The 19,194-nt window shown below is 72.3% G+C and carries 17 protein-coding genes; 5 read left to right on the top strand and 12 right to left on the bottom strand.

The annotated features are described in order from the left end of the window. Positions 1–6 precede the first annotated feature (6 nt). Positions 7–849 (bottom strand): ESX secretion-associated protein EspG, encoded by an 843-nt coding sequence (locus tag ACLJQM_RS40240; protein WP_247022926.1) that lies wholly within the window; start codon positions 847–849, stop codon positions 7–9. 153 nt (positions 850–1,002) lie between these two features. Further along, a complete protein-coding gene (locus ACLJQM_RS40235; protein ID WP_410635582.1) occupies positions 1,003–1,917 on the bottom strand; it encodes a 2-dehydropantoate 2-reductase in 915 nt (304 codons plus the stop codon). Positions 1,918–2,021: 104 nt separating this feature from the next. Here ACLJQM_RS40235 and ACLJQM_RS40230 point away from each other — a divergent pair, with 104 nt between their 5' ends. Beyond that, complete coding sequence (locus ACLJQM_RS40230) at positions 2,022–2,543, top strand: hypothetical protein (RefSeq protein WP_410635580.1); 522 nt, start codon at positions 2,022–2,024, stop codon at positions 2,541–2,543. 102 nt (positions 2,544–2,645) lie between these two features. Here ACLJQM_RS40230 and ACLJQM_RS40225 read toward each other — a convergent pair whose 3' ends face one another. The 3 genes from ACLJQM_RS40225 to ACLJQM_RS40215 all read right to left on the bottom strand — a co-directional run bounded on the left by ACLJQM_RS40225 (position 2,646) and on the right by ACLJQM_RS40215 (position 4,569). After that, the gene (locus ACLJQM_RS40225; protein ID WP_410635578.1) at positions 2,646–3,338 is read right to left on the bottom strand and encodes a flavin reductase family protein; all 693 of its coding nucleotides are present in this window, start codon (positions 3,336–3,338) and stop codon (positions 2,646–2,648) included. Between the two features lie 126 nt (positions 3,339–3,464). Continuing rightward, positions 3,465–4,082 (bottom strand): hypothetical protein, encoded by a 618-nt coding sequence (locus tag ACLJQM_RS40220; protein WP_247022922.1) that lies wholly within the window; start codon positions 4,080–4,082, stop codon positions 3,465–3,467. A 25-nt stretch (positions 4,083–4,107) separates the two neighbouring features. Beyond that, positions 4,108–4,569, bottom strand: a complete 462-nt coding sequence (locus tag ACLJQM_RS40215) for a hypothetical protein (RefSeq protein WP_247022921.1) — start codon at positions 4,567–4,569, stop codon at positions 4,108–4,110. 243 nt (positions 4,570–4,812) lie between these two features. Here ACLJQM_RS40215 and ACLJQM_RS40210 point away from each other — a divergent pair, with 243 nt between their 5' ends. Further along, on the top strand, positions 4,813–5,577 hold the full coding sequence (locus ACLJQM_RS40210; protein WP_360770461.1) for a polysaccharide lyase family 7 protein: 765 nt from the start codon (positions 4,813–4,815) through the stop codon (positions 5,575–5,577). Positions 5,578–5,615: 38 nt separating this feature from the next. On the opposite strand, the gene ACLJQM_RS40205 is transcribed toward ACLJQM_RS40210, so the two are convergent. Then, positions 5,616–7,397 (bottom strand): AIPR family protein, encoded by a 1,782-nt coding sequence (locus tag ACLJQM_RS40205; protein WP_410635577.1) that lies wholly within the window; start codon positions 7,395–7,397, stop codon positions 5,616–5,618. 167 nt (positions 7,398–7,564) lie between these two features. Continuing rightward, positions 7,565–8,587 carry an LLM class flavin-dependent oxidoreductase gene (locus ACLJQM_RS40200; RefSeq protein ID WP_247022918.1) on the bottom strand — a complete coding sequence of 341 codons (1,023 nt, stop codon included), beginning with the start codon at positions 8,585–8,587 and terminating at the stop codon, positions 7,565–7,567. 131 nt (positions 8,588–8,718) lie between these two features. On the opposite strand from ACLJQM_RS40200, the gene ACLJQM_RS40195 reads away from it, so the two are divergent. Next, positions 8,719–9,186, top strand: coding sequence for a hypothetical protein (locus ACLJQM_RS40195; RefSeq protein ID WP_410635575.1), 468 nt, complete (start codon positions 8,719–8,721; stop codon positions 9,184–9,186). A gap of 139 nt (positions 9,187–9,325) precedes the next feature. Continuing rightward, positions 9,326–10,999 carry an alpha/beta fold hydrolase gene (locus ACLJQM_RS40190; RefSeq protein WP_410635574.1) on the top strand — a complete coding sequence of 558 codons (1,674 nt, stop codon included), beginning with the start codon at positions 9,326–9,328 and terminating at the stop codon, positions 10,997–10,999. On the opposite strand, the gene ACLJQM_RS40185 is transcribed toward ACLJQM_RS40190, so the two are convergent. The 4 genes from ACLJQM_RS40185 to ACLJQM_RS40170 form a co-directional block, all read right to left on the bottom strand. Next, the gene (locus ACLJQM_RS40185; RefSeq protein ID WP_410635572.1) at positions 10,983–12,329 is read right to left on the bottom strand and encodes an alpha/beta hydrolase; all 1,347 of its coding nucleotides are present in this window, start codon (positions 12,327–12,329) and stop codon (positions 10,983–10,985) included. The two genes, ACLJQM_RS40190 and ACLJQM_RS40185, sit on opposite strands and share 17 nt — an antisense overlap. Positions 12,330–12,380: 51 nt before the next feature. Beyond that, a complete protein-coding gene (locus ACLJQM_RS40180) occupies positions 12,381–12,833 on the bottom strand; it encodes a MarR family winged helix-turn-helix transcriptional regulator (protein ID WP_247022913.1) in 453 nt (150 codons plus the stop codon). Positions 12,834–12,866: 33 nt separating this feature from the next. Further along, positions 12,867–13,805 carry an alpha/beta hydrolase fold domain-containing protein gene (locus tag ACLJQM_RS40175; protein WP_410635570.1) on the bottom strand — a complete coding sequence of 313 codons (939 nt, stop codon included), beginning with the start codon at positions 13,803–13,805 and terminating at the stop codon, positions 12,867–12,869. 670 nt (positions 13,806–14,475) lie between these two features. Next, positions 14,476–15,021: a TetR/AcrR family transcriptional regulator gene (locus ACLJQM_RS40170; RefSeq protein ID WP_410635568.1), complete on the bottom strand. Its 546-nt coding sequence runs from the start codon at positions 15,019–15,021 to the stop codon at positions 14,476–14,478. Between the two features lie 126 nt (positions 15,022–15,147). Here ACLJQM_RS40170 and ACLJQM_RS40165 point away from each other — a divergent pair, with 126 nt between their 5' ends. Beyond that, positions 15,148–16,713 (top strand): cytochrome c biogenesis protein DipZ, encoded by a 1,566-nt coding sequence (locus ACLJQM_RS40165; protein ID WP_410635566.1) that lies wholly within the window; start codon positions 15,148–15,150, stop codon positions 16,711–16,713. Here the strand turns inward: ACLJQM_RS40165 and ACLJQM_RS40160 are convergent. Next, positions 16,692–19,052, bottom strand: coding sequence for a BTAD domain-containing putative transcriptional regulator (locus tag ACLJQM_RS40160; RefSeq protein ID WP_410635565.1), 2,361 nt, complete (start codon positions 19,050–19,052; stop codon positions 16,692–16,694). The genes ACLJQM_RS40165 and ACLJQM_RS40160 overlap by 22 nt on opposite strands. Positions 19,053–19,194: the final 142 nt, after the last annotated feature.

The raw sequence follows: 19,194 nt of genomic DNA, 5'->3' as shown, positions 1-19,194 counted from the left end.
TTCCGGTCAGTACACCGCGGCGATGGCGTCGCGGATCGCGCGGGCGAGGTCGGCCCGCCCGGCCGGTACGTATTCCGCTGTCAGCTCGCCGGCCTCGCCGCTCGTCGTGTGCACGAGGTAGCGGCCGTCGGCGGTGTCGAGCCAGCTCAGCGGTTCACCGGCGACCCGCTCGCCGCGGCGCCCCTGCGCGCTGACGGCGATGTGGCCGCCGCCCAGCCGGGGTTCGGCGAGCACCCGCTCGAGGACGGCGACGTCCGAGGTCTTGCGCGCCGGCGGGCGGCGGCCGGGCCGCACCACGGCCTTGACCTCGATCATGCCGAAGGCGTCGGTTTCCTCTTCCTCGAACTCGGCGTCGGCGATGCGCTTCGCCGCCATGGCCGAGACTTCGCGCCCGGCGGCGCGGTGCACGACGTGCTTGCCCGTGGTCGCGGCCGGGGCGGGCGGCAGCACGCCCGTCACGACCTCGACGAGGTCCTCGTCCGCGAACAGCGAGAACAGCAGGTCGTCGCTGTCCGCCGCCTGCGTGATCCCGAGCGCCTGGGCGCCGTCGGTGACCACGAGCACGGCGACGTCGGCGCCGAGGCCGTCGATCCCGCTCACCGCAACCGAAACCCGGGGGTCGGCGAGCAGCTCGAACGCCGTGCGCACACCGGGGTGCAGCTCACCGGAGACCGACAGCCGCCGCTCCTCGAGCGCGTCGTAGACCTGGCGCGCGACCCGCACGAACCGCACCGGGTCGGCCGGGAGGTTGCCCGCTCGCAGCGGGTACCGCCGGACGTCACCACCGGTCGCTTGGCCCACTATGAGAGCTTCGACGACCTCGAGGACGAACTCGAACCGCTCCGCCATTTCCCCTCGCCGATTCTCCGTCGTCAAACCTTCAAGCAAGTTCCCTTACGAACAGTAGCAGTGCCGGAAGAGGCCGTGACGGCACCGCCACGCCGATGCCCGAAAGACCACGATCCCCTGGACTGCGCGGGCAAAGCGCCCTCGGTGACCGGTTCACCCGATGCGGTGCTGGTGGACGCGCAACTGCAGGCTGACGAGGTCGAGCAGCGGCGTGGCGACGCCCAGCCGCCGGGCACGCGCGGTGAGATCGCCGAAGATCTGCTCCCCCTCGACCGGGTGACCGCCGAGCAGGTCGCGGTACAGCGAAGATCCCCCCATCGCGGGGTCCGTCACGGTCTTCCGCGTCGCTTCGAGGTCCGCCGGCGGCACCGGGAACCCGGCCGCTTCGGCGACCGACGCCGCTTCGGCCACGACGGCTTCGGCGAACTCCGCGCCGCCCGGCACCGCGACGACCTCGCCGATCGTGCCGCGCAGCAGGCTGTTGACCGCGCCGATCGCGGCGATGAACACCCATTTCGCCCACATCGCCTCGGTGATCCGCCCGCTGAGGGCGGCCGGGAACCCGGCACCGCTCAGCGCCGCGTCGACGTCGGCCAGCCGGGGCGGGACGGGCTCGGTGCGGGCGCCGTAGGTCAGCTGCTGCAGCGGTCCGAGCCGCCGGATCGCGCCGTCTTCGTCGAGGGTGGTCAGCACCTTCGCGACACCGCCGAGCACGGCGTCCGCGCCGAACCGCGCGTCGAGGGCGTCGATGTGGGCGAGTCCGTTGAGGAACGGCAGGACCAGCGTGCCCGGGCCGACGGCGGGGGCGAAATCGTCGATGGCCGGGGCGAGGCCGGTGGCCTTGACCGCCAGCAGCACGAGGCCGTAGGTCTCCCGAAGCGTTCCGGTCTCGACCAGGGGCGGCTCGAGCACCGTCTCCTCGCCGAGCCCGACGATCCGCAAGCCGGTGTCCCTCAGCACCTTCGCCCGGCCGGGCCGGACGAGGAACGTGACGTCCCGGCCCGCCTGCAGCAGCCGCCCGCCGAAGTACCCGCCGGTCGCACCGGCGCCCACCACCAGAATCCGCAAGTCGCTCACCCCATGACATACGCCGGGCGGCGGCCACGGTATTCCCCCGCGGAGAGATCGATCCGGGCCGGGGCCCGTGGGACGGGCATGGGAGCACGGATGCGGTGGACGCTCGCGAGCGCGGGCTCACGGCCGGGGTGCTGACGGCCGGGGTGCTGGTCGCGGCGGGCGGCCGCACCGCGATCCCGGCGCTGGTGACCACCGCGATCAGCCCGGTGGCGTCGACGTCCGAGGTGCCCTACCCGGACCTGCCGTCGGTCGCCGCCGGCGTCGCGGACGCGGTGACCGCGGTTTCGCCCGGCACGGACGTGGGATTCGTGCGGTACGACCGCGAGTCCGGCGAGGAGCAGGCGGCCCTCGACGCCGACCGGGCGTACTACACGGCGTCGGTGGTCAAGCTGCTGATCGCCATCGACGAGGTGCGCGACGAGACGGGCGCGTGGGCGTTCCCGGACGCCGACGCCGTCGGCACCCGCACGGCCGCACTGATCGGCCAGACGCACACGACCCCCGGGAAGACACCGTGCCCGACGAGGTCGCGCGGCCGATCCTCGCGGCGCTGGGCAACGCGCGGAACCCGGCCGACGGCGGCTGGGACCAGTACTTCGGCATCCCCGGCGGCCTGAGCGGGATGTCATGGCGGTGGTGCTGCTGGCGCAGCTCCCGTCGATCGCCTCGGCCAAGGGGGCGAGCGGCCGTGAAGACGCTCGCTCCCCCGCTCACGCGGCTCAACGCGACGCGACCCCGCGGGCGCGGTCGATGTCCGGGCCGCGGTAGAGCCGCTCGGGGATGCGGGCGAGGGTCGAGGGGTGGACCTGCGGGCCGAGGCCGTAGAGCTTCTGGAAGCTCATGATGAGCGGCCGCCAGCGGTCCGGGTCGACGTGGTCGTCGCTGCCGGCCGCGCGGATGTCGTCGTGCACGAACACGCGCTGCACGCGCACCTCGATCGCGACGATCCCGCCGCGCTGCCGCTCGTCGTCCTCGGCCAGCGGGTGCACGGCCTCGACGACGGCCTCCATGGCGACCGGGCACTCGGCGACCCGGGGCGGCGCGACGGTTTCGGAGTCCACCGGGGTGAGCCCGGCGCGGGCGAACTTTTCCGCCACGTGGAAGTACCCGCGCTTGCGCTTGCCGTCCGGAACGGGGTCGGACCCGGTGGTCAGCGCGAGCCGGTCGACGGCCGCGGCGAGCGCGTCGGAGGGCAGGTTGAGCACGCATTCGCCGGTGCGCAGGACGTTCTGGGTGGTCTTCGAGCGGGCTCCGAGCCCGAGCATCGCCCGCCAGCCGAGCCAGAAGGCCGAGGACATCGGGGCGAGGTTGGCGGAGCCGTCTTCGTTGGTGCTGGAGATGAGGACGACCGGGGTGCCGAAGTAGAGGATGCCGGGCTCGATGGCCGTGTGCGCAAGGGTTTCCGTCTTCACGGGTTCGATCCTGCCGTCCACGGGGGACGCACCGCTGGCGGGAATCGGCCGTCTCGGTCCCGGCGTGGGGCCGTGAAGGCCACATCCACGGACACTCGGTCCGTGGATGTGGCCTTCACGCCTTCGTCAGCCGCAGTGTTCGGTGCGTTCCTGGTCGGTCATCGGCGCGGTGTGCTGCGTGATGTCGCCGGTCGCACCGGGAACCGGGCCGTCCGCGTCGAAGTCCTGGTACCAGATGTAGTGGCCGTAGTAGCGGTCGCCGAAGTGCATCTCGTACGTGCCGTGCACCTTCTGCATCTTCGGCGCCCGCTCCACCCAGCCCTTCTCCCCCGGGCGGACGTCGACGTTGGTCGCCTGCCCTTCGGTGTGCGACGACTCCCAGGTGTGCTGGTACGACGTCTCGATGGACACCTTGAACACTTCCGAGAAGCCGTATTCGGCCGACAGGGACACGCCGAAGCTGTTCGACTCGCCCGTCGTGTCGGACCAGTTCACCGTGCTGCGCTGCAGGTCCGGTGTGCAGTTGTAGGCCGCCTCGCCGACCTGGTGGCCGGCGCCGGTGTGCTCCTCCGGCGGGCCCGCCGGGTGGAACACGCACGAGTCCGTGCCGTTGTCGCACTTGTCGAGCAGTTCCCGGGCGGTGGGCTGGTCTTCGGCGGACGCGGCCGGTGCGGTGAGCACGAGGCCGGCGGCGGTCAGCAGGCCGACGCCCGTCGCCACCCACGTGGTGCGCTTGCTGGTCATGCGGTCACTCCCTTTCGCGGGTGGCTCAGCTGAAGCCGATGGACTGGGTCCGGTCGTCCATGAAGGACCCGACGTTGCCGGTGTTCTCCTTGAACGGGCCGTCGCGGTCGCCGCTGAGGTTCGGCTCCGGGTAGAGCCAGATCCAGCAGTTCCCCCACGGCTGCACCGAGGAGATCTTGTTCTTCCAGTCGTCGCCGAGGTCGAACTGCCAGTTCACCCAGCCGTCCTTCTTGCACAGTTCCGGCCCGGTGATCGTGAGCGAGTTCCCCGTGTAGTCGGGGCCGTCGAAGAAAGTGCCCTGCACGACGTCGCCGTCGGCCCGCGCGGTCAGTGCCGTGCGGCTCGAAGAGCAGTGCTGCACACCGGTTCCGACGTTCAGCACGCAGTGTTTCGGCACTGCCGCCGCGTTCGCCGGTGCCACCCCGAGCGAAGTCAGCGCGGCCGCCGCGGACACCGTCGCCGCGGCTTTTCTGGTCCAGTTCCCCATTTTCCTTGCTCCTTCCGGTGAGCTCCGGTCCGACGGGTCGAACGTAACTCCAGGCTGACGCGCTCGCCGTCGCGTTGCCCGGCGGCACCGCCGGGTCTGCCTGATCCCTTCGAAAACGGGCGGCGGATCTTGACAACCGGTGAGTGCGGACCTACGGTGGGTCCACGCCGCCGGGTTGTCCAGACCATTCATTCACGTCCGTGAACGACTGGTTAAGCGTTTTCATCGCGAAAGGACACCACGATGCGCGTGCGTGCCTTGTTCGTCCTGCTGGCGGTTCCGGCCCTGGCCGCGGCCACCGCGTTGCCCGCCGTGGCGGCGGATCCCTCCGTGGCCCCGGGCGGCAACTTCGACCTGTCGGTCTGGCAGCTGCAGGAGCCGGTCGGCTCCCCCGGGAGCCCGACCACGATCTCCTCGTCCCGGCTGCAGGGGGCGAACGGCTTCCAGGACAGCTACTTCTACACCGACACCCGTGACGGCGCGATGACCTTCTGGGCGCCGGAAAAGGGCGTCACCACGCCGAATTCGAACTACGCGCGCTCGGAGCTGCGCGAGATGAACCGCGACGGGTCCGCCGCGAACTGGTCCCTGAGCGGGTCGCACAAGCTCAACGCGACTCTGCGGGTGGTGTCGGTGACGTCGAACGTGTGCGTCGGCCAGGTGCACCTCGGCACCGGCGGGTCGTCCACGAAACCGCTGCTGGAGCTGTACTACCGCGCGAGCGGCGACATCGTACTGGGCACGGAGAACTCACCCGACGGCGGGCAGACGCCGCACACCGTCGGCCACGTCTCGCTCGGCAAGACGTGGACGTACACGATCGGCATTTCCGGCGGCACCACGATCGACCTGACGGTCAACGGCACCACCACGCACTACAGCATCCCGTCGTCGTTCAAGGCGTACAAGCAGTACTTCAAGGCGGGCTCGTACAACCAGTCCTCTTCGGACAGCACGACGAAGGGCGCACGCGTCGCGTTCTACGGCTTGAAGGTCACCCACGGCTGACGACGAACGGCCCGGCCGCCACCGGGCTGTCCGCATCCTCAGCGGCCCTGGAGCGCTTTCACCTCGTGCAGCAGAGCTTCTTGGCTCTTCCTGCTCCGCACGTCGTCCTTTCGCAAGCTCCGGCCGGATTCCAGCACGTCCCGGAACAGATCGGCGGTCAGGTCCACCGCGTTCACGATCGCGCCCTCAACCTCTTCGGACAGCTTCCTCTCGGCGACCCCGAACCTCAGCCTCTTCGGCCGCTTCAGCCGCTGAGCCACGACATCGACATCCCGCGCCTCGAAGACCGGGATGAGTTCCGGGTTGATGATCGCCGAAACCATCATCGCGATGTGGTACTTGGCAGCCTTCAACGTCGTCGATTCCGGCGTGCGCGCGAAGTACCGGTCGATGCGGTACAAGATCCACGCGGCGTAGTAGTAGGTGTCCTCGGGGTAGTCACCCCACACGAACGCGTCTTCCACCTCGAGGTCCTTCGGGGACCCGATCGCTTGGGAGGACTCTCCGAACAGGGTGGCAGCGACGGCGCGGTTCAGCTCGGGCGTCGTCACCACACGTGTCCGGGCGAACTCGAGTATTGTGCCGCGGTTCTGGCGCTCGTAGCGCAGCCCGTCCGGCCCCGACTGCGCGAAGTACTCTTCGACGTTCTTCGCCATCTGGGAACTGGCTTGGATGTCGGAAGACCCGATAGCGGTCTGCAGGTTGGTCGCGATCGACACACTCGTGCGAACGGTCGCGTCGTTCGAACTCACGATCTTGACCGGAATCCAGAGGTCGGCGAGCAGCTCACGAGATTTTTTGACCTCGTCCGTCTCAGCCCATCGCATGAGCTGGTGACTCGTCTGCCCGCCGTTCACGATCTGGTAGCCGGAGATGAAGAACCTGTCCCCCGCCCCGCGCAGCTCTGTGGCGATGATCGTCAAGCCGTTGTTCAAGAAGGGGAAGTGCTCACGCTCCGCCGACTGCAACGTCGCCATGATCCGGCTGTTCACCGGGTTGTGGGAACCCAGGTCGAGACGGACGTTGTCGTCGAAGATCCCGGCACGCACTTCGCCGGAATCGTCCTTGAGGAGCTTCAGGAGCTCGCTCGCGGAGACGAGCCCGATGTAGGCCTCACTCACCCGGTCGGTGGCCGGAATCGTCTGGCGCTTCTCGAAGTTGAACTGCACCTTCTGCGGCCCGTGCCGCTCTTTCTGCTTGGCGGAAAGCTCCTCATGCCCATGAGTGCGGAGCTTCACCCCTTCGGAGTACACACCGATTTCGCGGATGCGGGAGATCGCCTCCGTGACCTGGAGTTCAGCTTGGACGCCAGCACCGTCGTTCGAGCTCGTCGTCACGTAGTAGAGCTCACACGGGATCCTGCTGTCCTGGAACTTGTCGCCGTTCTCCGCGATCCGGTCGATCAGGTTCGCCAGGTCCACCAAACGCGGGGGCAGTGCCAGGCTCCGCGGCTTCATCGCGTACTTCGTCACAGCCTCCACTCCGTGGAGGAACTTCGCGACGAGCTTCGAGTCGTACGATTCGCTTGTCTTCGCCTGGATGAAGATCACCTTCGCGGAATTCGCGCCCTGATCCGCGATCAGTTCGTCGATCTCTGCGGGTTCGGACACGATACCGCCGTTGACGACCACCGCGGCGATGTCGATGCCCTCGTCGGAGCCGCCGCCCAGGACCGAGTTTTCGATCAGCTCTACGCTGTCCCCCACGTACTGGAAAAGGTAGTTCGCCGCCACGTACCGTTCGAACTGCTCGGACTCGCTTCCACCGAAACCGAAGTCTCGCGCGAACTTCGCTACGCGCTTGCTTGTGAGGGTGTGCATTCAACCTCTTCTTCAGAGCGACCAGCGGCCGGCCGGGTCAGAAATCTGGCCGCAGTCTCGCAGATGAGGAACGAGCGAAGCAACGAGTTCCCGGGATGCAGCAGCGCGACCGAGGGCGCGACGCAACCGCGGAGAACGGCCCGGCCGCCACCGGGCCGTCCGCGGCATCAGCGCCAGCCCAGCTCCGGCGCCACGTGGGTGAGGATGTCCTCCAGCACGTGGGCGTTGTAGTCGACGCCGAGCTGGTTCGGGACCGTCAGCAGCAGGGTGTCCGCGGCCTCGACGGCCTCGTCCTCCTTGAGCAGCCGCACCAGTTCGTCCGGCTCCGCCGCGTACGAGCGGCCGAAGATCGCTCGGGTGTTCTCGTCGATCATGCCGACCTGGTCGCGTGACTGGCGGTCGCGGCCGAAGTACGCGCGGTCGAGGTCGGTGGTCAGCGCGAAGATGCTGCGGCTCACCGACACGCGCGGCTCGCGGGTGTGGCCCGCTTCCTTCCACGCCTCGCGGTAGGCCTCGATCTGCTTGCGCTGCTGGACGTGCAGCGGCTCGCCCGTCTCGTCGTCCTTGAGCGTGGAGCTCTGCAGGTTCATGCCCAGCTTCGCGGCCCAGACGCCGGTCGCGTTCGAGCCCGACCCCCACCAGATGCGCTCGCGCAGCCCCTCCGAGTGCGGCTCGACGCGCAGCAGTCCGGGCGGGTTGGCGAACATCGGGCGCGGGTTCGGCTCCGCGAAGCCCTCGCCGCCGAGCACCTCGAGGAACAGCTCGGTGCGGCGGCGGGCCATGTCGGCGTCGGTCTCGCCCTCGGCCGGGGCGTAGCCGAAGTAGCGCCAGCCGTCGATGACCTGCTCGGGGGATCCCCGGCTGATGCCGAGCTGGAGCCGGCCGGCGGAGATGAGGTCGGCGGCGCCGGCCTCCTCGGCCATGTACAGGGGGTTCTCGTAGCGCATGTCGATCACGCCGGTGCCGATCTCGATCTTCGAGGTGCGCGCGCCGATCGCGGACAGCAGCGGGAACGGGCTGCCGGCCTGCCGCGCGAAGTGGTGCACGCGGAAGTAGGCGCCGTCCACGCCGAGCTCCTCGGCGGCGACCGCGAGGTCGATCGACTGGTGCAGGAAGTCCGCGGCCGACCGGGTCTCGGAGTGCGCCCCCGGCGACCAGTGGCCGAACGACAGGAAACCGATGTTCTTCACGCCCTTCCCAGCGTCCGGCGGCCGGGATTGATTCCCGGGTGTGAGCAGGCCGACCGGGGTCGCTCGTTCCGGTGAACCGCCGCCGGTGGCCGTCCGGCGCGGGTACTCGATGCGGAAACGAGGAGGAGCGCATGCCCGACAACGACCTCACCGGCTTCCTGATCATCGGACTGGTCATCGTGGTGGCCGACGGCCAGGTGCTCTACCGGGGCGGCCGCCGCTACCTGAGCGGGCCGGACGACGGCGACGGCACCGGGTCGATGGCGTGGCTGGTGGTGACCGTCTTCCACCTGGTCGCGTTCGGCGTCCTGGCCCTGCTCTCGGTGGTCGGCCCGCAGTGGTCGGGCTCGACGGCCGCGCTGGTCGGCCGGCTCGGCGTCTTCCTGCTGCTGCTCGCCGTCGTCCACGTGCTCACGCTCACCGTGCTGGCCCGCCGCCGCCAGGACCGGATCGTCGAGACCCATTTCCAGGACCGCGATGCCCCCGAGGTGGTCGTCGAGCAGCCGGGGCGGACCACGGTCACCCCGGTGCCCGGCCAGGACGGCCCGCACCCGGAGGTCAGCCCCGACCTCGGGCACCACGGGCCGTACCGCACCTGAGCGGTTCACCGGATCGGGGAACCCCGGCCCGGTGAATCGCGGTCTTCGCGCTGCTCCGCCCCCGCCCGCCGTGCTTGGATTCCCCGGCCGGAGCGCGACGAAGGGAACTGCGGTGCGAACGTCCCGAGCAGGGTTGGCGGTGGCCGTCTCGGTGCTGGTGGTGACGACCGCGCCCGCGGCCGCGACCACGCCCGATCCGCTCGCGCCGTACCTGACGCAGCAGGTGGCGTGGGGCAGCTGCCCGTTCGCCAAGCGGATCGAAGCGCAGCCCGCGCAGTGCGCGCGGATCACCGTCCCGCGGGACTGGGCGGCGCCCGGCGCCGGCACCGACCTCGAGGTGGCGATCAGCCGGGCCGCCGCCACCGGGAGCCGGCGCGGGGCGATCCTGGTCAACCCCGGCGGGCCCGGTGGCCGGGGCACCTCGCTCGCCGGCGCGCTGGCCGGGCTGGAACCGGCGTTGAACGAGCACTTCGACGTCGTCGGCATGGACCCCCGCGGCACCGGCCAGGAAGGCGGCGACGACGCCGGGTTCGTCTGCCGCGTGCCGACCGGGCGGCTGCCGGAGGAGGACGACCTCGACGCCCGCGACCGCTCGGCCGCCAGCATCGCGCAGCACCAGCGCGCGCCGCGGGCGGTGGCCGAGGCGTGCCAGAGCGACGCGGTCGCGCCCTACGTCACCACCTGGCAGACCGCGCACGACATGGACCTGATCCGCGCGCTGCTGAAGGACGACCGGCTCAACTACCTCGGCTTCTCCTACGGCACCTGGCTGGGCGCGAAGTACGCGTCGCTGTTCCCGGACCGCACCGGCAAGTTCGTGCTCGACTCCAGCGTGAACTTCGAAGGCCGCCTCCAGGCCGCGTTCGAGGCGTTCCCGAAGATCGACCAGCGCCAGTTCGACGACGTCTACGCGCCCTGGCTGGCCCGCCGCTACCCCGAGCAGCTCGGCAAGACCGCCGGCCAGGTCCGGGCGAAGTGGGAACGGCTGCGCGCGTTCTTCAAGCGCGAAGGGCTGTCGCCGGACATCTTCGACCACGTCTTCGTCGGCAACGGCAGCACCCGCCAGTGGCTGACCGGCGCGCTGATCCTCACCAAGGGCGCGGCCGCGCTCGACGGCACCCCGGCCGCCCCGCCGCCCGCGGCGCTGGAGGAGGACCTCGACGACGTCTCGCGCGCGGTGTTCGGGGTGCCGGCCGCGTCGTTGACCCCCGCGGGCGTGGTGCGGACGCTGGCGGAGCCCGAACCGGACTACGCCGACGTCCCCGGCACCCGGCTGGCGGTGGCGTGCGCGGACCAGCCGTCGCGGACGTCGGGCTGGTACAAGCTGCTCAGCGACCTGCAGGGGCCGACGTACCCGCTGTTCGGCTGGGCGTACGGCCTCAGCGAGCCGTGCGGGTACTGGTCCGAGCTCCCCCGCCACGAGTTGCCGAAGCTGCCGCCGAGCGCGGCGAAGAACGTCCTGGTCGTCCAGGGCGAGTTCGACCCGCAGACGGGCTACGAACAGGCCGAGTCGGCGGCGCGGGCGGCCGGCGTCCCGATGGTCTCGGTGGCCGATTCGCCGTTCCACGGCCAGTACGCGGTGGGCGGCAACTCCTGTGTGGACGATCTGGTGAACGGGTTCTACCTCGGCGCCGCCCGCCCGGCGGCGACCATCTGCCCGGGTGTCCCGCTGCCCGGGGAGAAGGCGGTCTTCCCCGTTCCGGGTCCGGCGGGTGAGCCGGAAGTCGCACCGGCGGCGGCCCCGCGTGACGGCCTTTCGACCGCGCGGCAACGACTCCAGGACACGATCAGCGCGGTCAACCGCGGGCGCTGAGCCCGCCGGTCAGCCGCGGCGGGTCGAACCGGACGTACCGCCCGTCCTCCCCCAGCGCGGCGGCGGCCGCGTTCAGGCGCCCTGGTTCCGCGACGTCGCCCCAGCGCCCGGACTCGACGCGGGATTCGAGCGCCTGCAAGGCCGCGACGCTCTCGGCCGGCCGGAACGCGCAGTGGCCGGTCGCCCCGACGTACGCCTGGCGCAGCAACGCCCCGCGCCCGGCCCGGTGGACCTGACCGGCGTACCAGTCCTCCTGCTCGACCGGTACCAGCTGGTCGGCCGTGGTGTGGATGTCCAGCGTCGGGACGCGCAGCCGGCCGGTCGCCATCGACGTGCGCGCGAGGGTGCGGACCGCCTGCGGGTCCGGGCGGATGTCCGCGTCGCGGGTGAGCGCCGCCAGGTCGGCGTCGAGGTCGAGACCGGCCGTCCGGTACAGGGCACGGACCTGGCGGGCGTGGCTGCTGCCGGCCAGCAGGGCCCGGTAGTCGACGCCCGCGGTGGCCGCGCTGTTGCCGCCCGCGGCCAGCTCGACCTGGTAGCGGCCGCTCACCACGAAGCCGAGCACGAACTGCGCGAGTTCCTGCTGCTGCTGGACTTCCTGGCCCGGGTAGTCGGTCGGCGCCGGCGGGGTCGGGCCGGTGAACCAGCCCGCCTCGTTGAGGAACGCGGCGGCCAGCGCGATCCGCGCGCGGCCCGCCGGGGTGGCCTGGCCGTCGGTCGCCAGCTTGGTCAGGGCGGCGGCCGACGCGCTCGCTTCGGCCGCGTCGGCGAACCGGACCAGCTTGACGTCCTGCTCCGGCGCGAGCAGCCGGGCGAGCGCGTATTCGCCGTGCAGCTGGTAGGCGTTCAGGTTGAGCGCACCGGCGACGAGACCGCACGTGCTCAGCACGCCGTCGAGGCGCGGGGTTTCGGCTTCGAGCGCGCTGACGAGCCCGCCCATGGACGTGCCCCACCCGAGCGTGCGCCGGGGGTGGCCGGTCACCCGCTCGAGCGCCGCCAGCGCGCCGAACTGGTCGTCGACGGCGGAGGCGAGCGCCCACCACGACGCGCCGCTGTAGGACGACCCGACCAGGGCGTACCCGCGGGCGAGGAGCGCGTCACGGGTGGCGTCGTCGGGTGCGTCCTGCGCGCTGAGCGGGCCGAACCCGTGGCTGTACAGGATGGTCGTGCCGTTCCAGGCGGCCGGCACGTCGGCCACCCAGGTGGCGCCGTCCGGCAGCTGTCCGGTGTGGTGCCCGGCCGCGGCGGCGGCTCCCGCGGTCAGGCCGAGCGCCGTCACGATCGAAGCGGCCAGTGCGATCACGCGGCCGTACCACCTGCGCATGCTCATGCGGGCAGGGTGCCACGACGACGCGGGGATGTACAGGTTTCCTGTACTTATTCAGTGGGACGGCCGGTCCGACAGCGCCGAATGGCAGGCGACGACGTAGTCCCGGAACCGGGCGGCGTCACCGGCGTCCAGCTTGGAAAGCATCCGTTCTTCGACCGCGGCCACGTCGTCGCGGACGCGGTCGAGGACGTCGGCACCGGGGCCGGTCAGCCGGAGCACGCGGCGGCGCCGGTCGCGCGGGTCGCCGTCCCGCGCGAGGAAGCCCTGCCGTTCGAGCGCGACCACCATGTCGGCCATCGCCTGGTCGGTGACGAACGAGTTGCGCGCCAGCTCCGCCGTCGTGAGGCCCGAGCGCCGCTCCAGCACGGTGAGCGCGGTGTACTGCAACGGCGTGAGCGCGACCGGGCGCAGCACCTCGTCCAGCCGGGCCCGGACGACGAGCTCGAGCTGTTTCACCAGGTACAGCAGGCCGGGCCCGGGCCGGCCCGCGGGGGTTTCGGACACCGCACCATGGTGACCGACCGGCGGCCCCGGCGCTCAGGCGGGCCGCGCGAGCAGCCGCCGCAGCCACGACTCCCGCGCGGCCACGCACGCCTCGGCGACGGCCGATTCCGGGGCGATGTCGTGGAAGCCGTGGAACGCACCGCCCCAGACGTGCAGTTCGGCCTCGCCCCCGGTGGCCCAGACCGCGCTCGCGAAGGCGACGGCCTCGTCCCGGAACACCTCGACGGCCCCGGCGTCGACGAACACCGGCGGCAGTCCACCGAGGTCGGTCGCCCGGGCCGGAGCCGCGTACGGCGAGACGTCGCCGGTCCCGCGGCGGTCGCCGAGGACCATCGTCCAGGCGGTCAGGTTGCTGGTCCGGTCCCAGACACCGACGCCGTCGTACTGGCGCGCGGAGACGGTCTCGTTCCGGTCGTCGAGCATCGGGCACTGGAGCAGCAGGCCGGTGATCGCGGGGCCCCCGCGATCCCGCGCGAGCAGGGCCGTACCGGCGGCGAGCCCGGCTCCCCCGCTGCCACCGAAGACGACAAGCCGTCCGAACCCGAGCGCGGCCGTCCACTTTAGACCGGCGTAGCAGTCCTCGACGGGCACGGGATCGGGGTGTTCGGGCGCACGCCGGTACTCGACGGTGACGGCGACGGCGTCGTGCTCCAGAACCCAGTCGATCAGCGGGTGGACGGAGGCGAACCGGTCGGCCATCACCATTCCCCCACCGTGGGCGTGGTAGATCCCGAGCCCACTGCGGCGGCCGTCCGCGCGTTCGATGACGGAGACGGTGATGTCGGCGCCGCCGTACCCGGGGATGGTGTGGTCGGCCCAGGTGACCGGGCGGTCGCCGATCTGCTCGTCGATGGTGGGGAACGGGAGTGCGCGGTAGTGGGCGAGTTGGTCGGCGGTCATGCCTACGGGGACTTGGCCGGAGAGGGCGGGGAGGAGGGCGGCGAGTTCGGGATCGTAGGTGGGGTCGGGCATCCGTTGGAGTTTAGGGAGGGGGTGCCGATAGTTGGTATACGCGCTGGGGGTTTGGGGGTCGGCCGGGGTTGCGGGAGCTGACCGGGGCGGGGTGGCAAGCGGCGGTGAGGTTGCGGGTCGGCTCCGCTGCCGCGGAGCCGCCAGGTGGGTCGGAGCGGCAGGGTGATAGGGCGGCAGGGCGGCGAAGTCAGCCAAGTGAGTCGGCCTGGCCGGCGAGTCGGCCGAGAGGCCACGGCGGAGTCCGCGGGGCGGCCAGATGGGCCTGCCGGGCCACCGCGGCGAAGTCGGCAGCGCGGACCGGCTGGCGGAGGGAACAGGGCCGACGGGCCAGCCAGCCGGGCCGGGCCAGAGAAGGCCGGCGGAGTCGGCCAGCAGCGCGGCGGAGTCGGCGGGCCGGGCGCGGCGGGCAGGCCAGCCGGCGAAGCTGGTCACAGGGCCTGGGGCAGCGGGGCAGCGGCGGCAGGGTCAGCCAAGCACCTGAGTTGGCCGAGTACGGCCGGCAGCGGGGCGGGGCAGCGAGGCGTCGAAGCCAGCCACTGGGCCTGGGGCGAACGGGCAGCAGGCAGCAGGCAGCGGAACGGTCCAGTGGCGGCGAGACCGCCCAAGCACCCGAGGCTGCCCGAGTACGGCCGCCAAAGCACCGAGCCGGCGAGTGTTCGGCCGCGGCCGGCTACCTCTCCGTTCCGAACGCCCGCAGGAACGTGTCCACGATGACGTCCGCCGCCTGAGCGTCGCTCAACCCCGGCATCTCCCGCGTCGCCAGGTGCACCAGCTGGCCGAGCACGTTCCCCGGCCACCGCTCCGGCACCCCGTCCCGGATCAACCCCTGTTCGGTCGCCCGCTGCAGGAACCGGTCCACTGCCTCGACCGACCGAAGCCGGCGCTCCCAGATCGCCGGGTCCGTGCGCATCGTCGCCAGCTCCGCCGGCCACTTGCGGTTGACGCCCACGATCTCCTCGACGTACCGGTGCAGGGCCACCGCCACCGGGGCCTCCTCGAGCCTGGCCGCCTCGATGGCCGTCTCGATCGCGTCCAACCGGGCCTCGTACACCGCCGTCAGGAGTTCTTCGCGGCCGGTGAAACGGCGGTACACCGTGCGGCGGTCCACGCCCGCCGCCGTGGCGATGGCCGCGATGCTCGTGGCCGGGTCGTCGGCGAGCATGCGGGCGCCTGTGGTCAGGAGGAGTTCGAGGTTGCGCGCGGCGTCGGCTCTCACCCCCTCAACATACTCTCCGCTGTCGCCTTCCAACGGACAACCGTCACACCGCTGAGACCATGACAAAAGCCTTACCGTCGATTCGTAACCAGCCAGACCGGTTACGAACACGGCTAAGTTCGGCTCGTGCCCACCCTCGTGCTCGCCGGCCTGCTCGCCGGGATCGTCACCAGCGTCTCGCCGTGCGTGCTGCCCGTCCTGCCCGTCGTGCTGACCGCCGGTGCGCGCCGGCCCTGGGGTGTCGTCGGCGGGCTGGTGACCAGCTTCAGCCTCACGACGCTCTTCGGTTCGCTCGTGCTCGCCGCACTCGGGTTGCCCACCGGGCTGGTGCGGGACGCCGGGATCGCGGCGCTGGTGCTGCTGGGGATCGGGCTGCTCGTCCCACGCGCCGGCGAGCTGCTGGAACGGCCGTTCGCGCGGCTGCGCGGGCGGGCCGCCGCGCCCGGCCGGGGCGGGTTCGCCACCGGTCTCGCGCTGGGTCTCGTGTACGTGCCGTGCGCGGGACCGGTGCTGGCCACCATCGCCGTCGTCGGGGCGACGCACCGGATCGGGTTCGACAGCCTGCTGCTGACCGCCGCCTTCGGTGTGGGCACGGGGATTCCGCTGCTCGTGCTCGCCGCCTCCGGTGGTGCGCTCGCCCGCCGCGCGCGGTTCCTGCGGGCGCACGCGCGCGGGCTGCGCGCCGCCACCGGGGCCGCTCTGCTGCTGGTCGCCGCCGTCACCGCGTTCGACCTCGCCGCGCCGCTGCAGCGCGCCGTGCCCGACTACACGGCCGCCGCGCAGCGGGCCGTCGGCACCGAGCAGCTCGACCGGCTGACCCACGCCCCGGAGTTCACCGGCATCACCACCTGGCTCAACACCCCCGGCGGGCAACCCGTGTCACTGCGGGCGCTGCGCGGGAAGGTCGTGGTGGTCAGCTTCTGGACCTACAGCTGCATCAACTGCCAGCGCGCCCTCCCGCACCTCGAACGGTGGTCCGACGCCTACCGCGACGCCGGGCTGACGGTCGTCGGCGTGCACACCCCGGAGTTCGCCTTCGAGCACGACCCCGCCAACGTCGCCGACCAGGCGAAAGCCCTCGGCGTCACCTACCCGGTCGCGATCGACGACGACTACGCCACCTGGACCGCCTACGGCAACCAGTACTGGCCCGCCGCCTACCTCGTCGACGCGACCGGGCAGGTCCGGCGCACCAGCTTCGGCGAAGGCGGGTACGCCGGTTTCGAAGAGCAGATCCGCGCCGCGCTCACCGACGCCGGAACGCCCTCGCTCCCCCGGCCCACCGACGTCCCCGACACGACCCCGGCCGGTGCGCTGACCCCCGAGACGTACCTCGGCGCCGCACACGCTCCCCTCGCGACCAGCGGCAGCCTCGTCGCGACCGGGCAGACCCGCGGCTACACCTTCCCCGCGGCCGTCGACCGCGACACCTTCGCGCTCGACGGCACGTGGACGGCGGATCCCGAGCACCTGACCGCCGGTCCCCGCGCCCGGCTGCGGCTGTCCTTCCGCGCGACGTCCGTCCACCTCGTCCTCGGCGGGACGGGAACGGTGACCGTGGACGGCACGCGCACCATCGCGGTCGACGGCCCGCCGACGCTGTACACCGTGCTGGACAAGCAGTCCGGGTCCGGCGAGCTGACGTTGTCGCTCAGCCCCGGCACGCAGGCCTACTCCTTCACGTTCGGCTGAAAGAGGTTCACGCGGTCCCGCAGCTCGTCCTCGACGTGGCGCTCCAGCCAGCGAGCGGGCGGGTCGGCGAGCCAGTCGTACCCGTAGACGGCGAACTCCGCGTGCGGCGCGCCGATCTCGCGGTGGCCAAAGTGGTCCAGCAGCGGTTCCCACCACTCCCGTCGCACGACGACGTACGAGGCCGCCAGCCCGGGGTCGTGGAGCCAGCCGCGCAGCAACCGCGCCAGCAGGACGTCGGTGACCGGGCCGGGGCCGGCCGGGCCGATCAGGTGCCGCGTGACGGCGAGGTGCTTGCCCGCCGGCAAGTCCGCGTCCCGCCGGATCGCCGCGAGCACCGGGTCGCCGGCCAGTTCGTCGAGATCGCCGAACGTCAGCCGGCTCAGGAACGCCCGCACGCGGCCGTCCCCGCGCAGGACCGTGAACGCTTCGGGACGGCGGTCGAGCCAGCGCCGGACGGACGCGGCGGTGGCCTCGCCGTGGGTGTCGCGGGCCAGCGCGACGAGCTCGTCGTGCTCGGCCGGCGTCACGACGGAGGCCCGCACGCCCGCTTCCCCGGCCACCGAGACCGACCGGCGCAGGACGCCGCCGCACAGGTGACCGAGGGTCCGCACGACGGCCACGGCCGCCTCCGGTTCGGTGGCCTCACGCAGGAGCGTCGTGAAGGCGTGGTCGCGGATCCGCCGGTGCATCCGCGCGTAGCCGGCCGGGTCGCGCCAGCGCAGGTGCGCGTCCAAGGCGGCCCGCAGCACCCCGTCGACGTCCAGGCCGTGGCCCGGCGTCCCGACGCAGGGCTGTGCCCGCAGCCAGTCGAACAGCTCGGCGGCGTCGCCGTCCGGAATCGCCACGCGCAGCAGGTCTTCGGTCGTGTAGCGGGCGTGCGCGCACACGTACAGGGCCTGCCAGTGGCGGGCGGTGGGCACGTCGTCGAGCAGGACCTCCAGCACGGTGTCGACGACGTACCGCACGGCCTCACGCCGGGCCGGCTGCCCGGTGCCCGTCAGGTCCCGGCCGACCTCGGCGGCCAGCGCGAGCACGAGCGGGTGCCCCGCGGCGAAGTCCGCAATGGACGCACCGAGCCCGGGCGCGATCCCCCGGGCTTCCAGCAGTGCCGCCGATTCCGCCGGGCCGAGGGCTTCCAGGTGCCGGACGGTCAGCGTGCCGGCGAACGCCGGGTCCGTCCGCCAGGCGACACCGGGGCCGTGCCGCCCGGCCACGACGACGACGGCGTCGCCCGGCAGCCCGGGGAGGTAGTCCTCGCGCAGCCAGGGTTCGAGTTCGCGGTGCCGCTCGAACGAGTCGACGAGCAGGACCGGGCTCGGCGCGTCCAGGGCGACCTGCTCGAGCCGGCTCCGCAGTTCGGCGGTCGTCAGGCCGTGGAGCAGCCACGCCGGGCGCCCGGCGGCCGCGGCGTCGTCGGCGAACCGGCGCAGCAGGGTCGACTTGCCGATCCCCGCGGGACCGCGGAGGAAGAGCGTCCCGCCGCGGTTCAGCACGGCGGCGAAGGCGGCGCGCTCGGCGTCCCGGCCGACGAACCACCGCGCCCGCCCGGCCGGGGCCCGCCGCGGTTCCCCGGCCCGCAGGATCCCTTCGTGGATCTCGCGCAGCCGGGGTCCGGGCGCGATGCCCAGCTCCCGGCCGAACAGGTCGTGGACCGCGCGGTAGACAGCCAGCGCCTCGGCCCGCCGGCCGCCGCGGTCGAGGGCGAGCAGGTGGATCTCGTACAGCGGTTCTTCGAGCCGGTTGAGCTCGATGAGCGCGGGCACCTCGGCCACCACTTCGGCGTGCCGGCCCAGGTCGAGGCGCAGCCGGAGCAAGTCCTGGGTGGCGAGCAGCTTGAGCCGTTCCAGGCGTGCCCGCTCCCGTTCGGCCGCCTCGCCGGGGACCCCGGCCAGCGCGGTGCCGGTCCAGAGCGCGAGCGCCTCCTCCAGCCGCTCCGCCGCCGCGGCCGCGTTCCCGGCCGCGCGGTCCCGGCGGGCCGCCTCGGCCAGCCGCGTGAACTCGGTGGCGTCGACCGCGAACGCCGCCGGTTCGAGCAGGTAGCCGCCGGCCCGGGAGTGGATCGCCGCACCGAGGCCGTGCCCGGCGAGCACGCGCCGGAGCCGTGAGATGTACGTGCGGACGACCGCCTCCCCGGTGGCCGGCGCGCGCTCGCCCCAGAGGCCGTCGATCAGCTCGCCGGTCGGCACGAACCGGCCGCCGCCGGCGAGCAGCGCCAGCAGCACGGCTTGCTGTTGCGGGGAACCGAGGTCCAGCCCGGTGCCGTCCCCGTCGACGGCGCCGGGCGGGCCGAGGACGGTGAGCCGCGCTTTCGGTTCGGCCACGGGTGCCCGGCGGTGCATGGGCGGGAGGTTAAGCCGGTGCCGCGCGCGCTCGCGAGCGTCGGGTGACGCCGTGCGTGTACGTCACCCGGGTACGTCTGTGCACCGTCTCACACGTGCGCTGCTTCGTCGAGTTAAGTGCTACATTGATGAGACAGAAAAC

Source organism: Amycolatopsis sp. cmx-4-83 (genome assembly GCF_046548815.1).
Taxonomy (GTDB): Bacteria; Actinomycetota; Actinomycetes; order Mycobacteriales; family Pseudonocardiaceae; genus Amycolatopsis; species Amycolatopsis pretoriensis_A.
The sequence above is the reverse complement of the archived record's forward strand: the minus strand, read 5'-3'. Positions and strand labels throughout refer to the sequence as shown.

Coding starts and splice junctions, on each gene's coding strand:
- ACLJQM_RS40240 (WP_247022926.1), bottom strand. CDS start 849: ATGGCGGAGCGGTTCGAGTTCGTCCTCGAGGTCGTCGAAGCTCTCATA.
- ACLJQM_RS40220 (WP_247022922.1), bottom strand. CDS start 4,082: ATGACCAGCAAGCGCACCACGTGGGTGGCGACGGGCGTCGGCCTGCTG.
- ACLJQM_RS40215 (WP_247022921.1), bottom strand. CDS start 4,569: ATGGGGAACTGGACCAGAAAAGCCGCGGCGACGGTGTCCGCGGCGGCC.
- ACLJQM_RS40210 (WP_360770461.1), top strand. CDS start 4,813: ATGCGCGTGCGTGCCTTGTTCGTCCTGCTGGCGGTTCCGGCCCTGGCC.
- ACLJQM_RS40205 (WP_410635577.1), bottom strand. CDS start 7,397: ATGCACACCCTCACAAGCAAGCGCGTAGCGAAGTTCGCGCGAGACTTC.
- ACLJQM_RS40195 (WP_410635575.1), top strand. CDS start 8,719: ATGCCCGACAACGACCTCACCGGCTTCCTGATCATCGGACTGGTCATC.
- ACLJQM_RS40185 (WP_410635572.1), bottom strand. CDS start 12,329: ATGAGCATGCGCAGGTGGTACGGCCGCGTGATCGCACTGGCCGCTTCG.
- ACLJQM_RS40175 (WP_410635570.1), bottom strand. CDS start 13,805: ATGCCCGACCCCACCTACGATCCCGAACTCGCCGCCCTCCTCCCCGCC.
- ACLJQM_RS40160 (WP_410635565.1), bottom strand. CDS start 19,052: ATGCACCGCCGGGCACCCGTGGCCGAACCGAAAGCGCGGCTCACCGTC.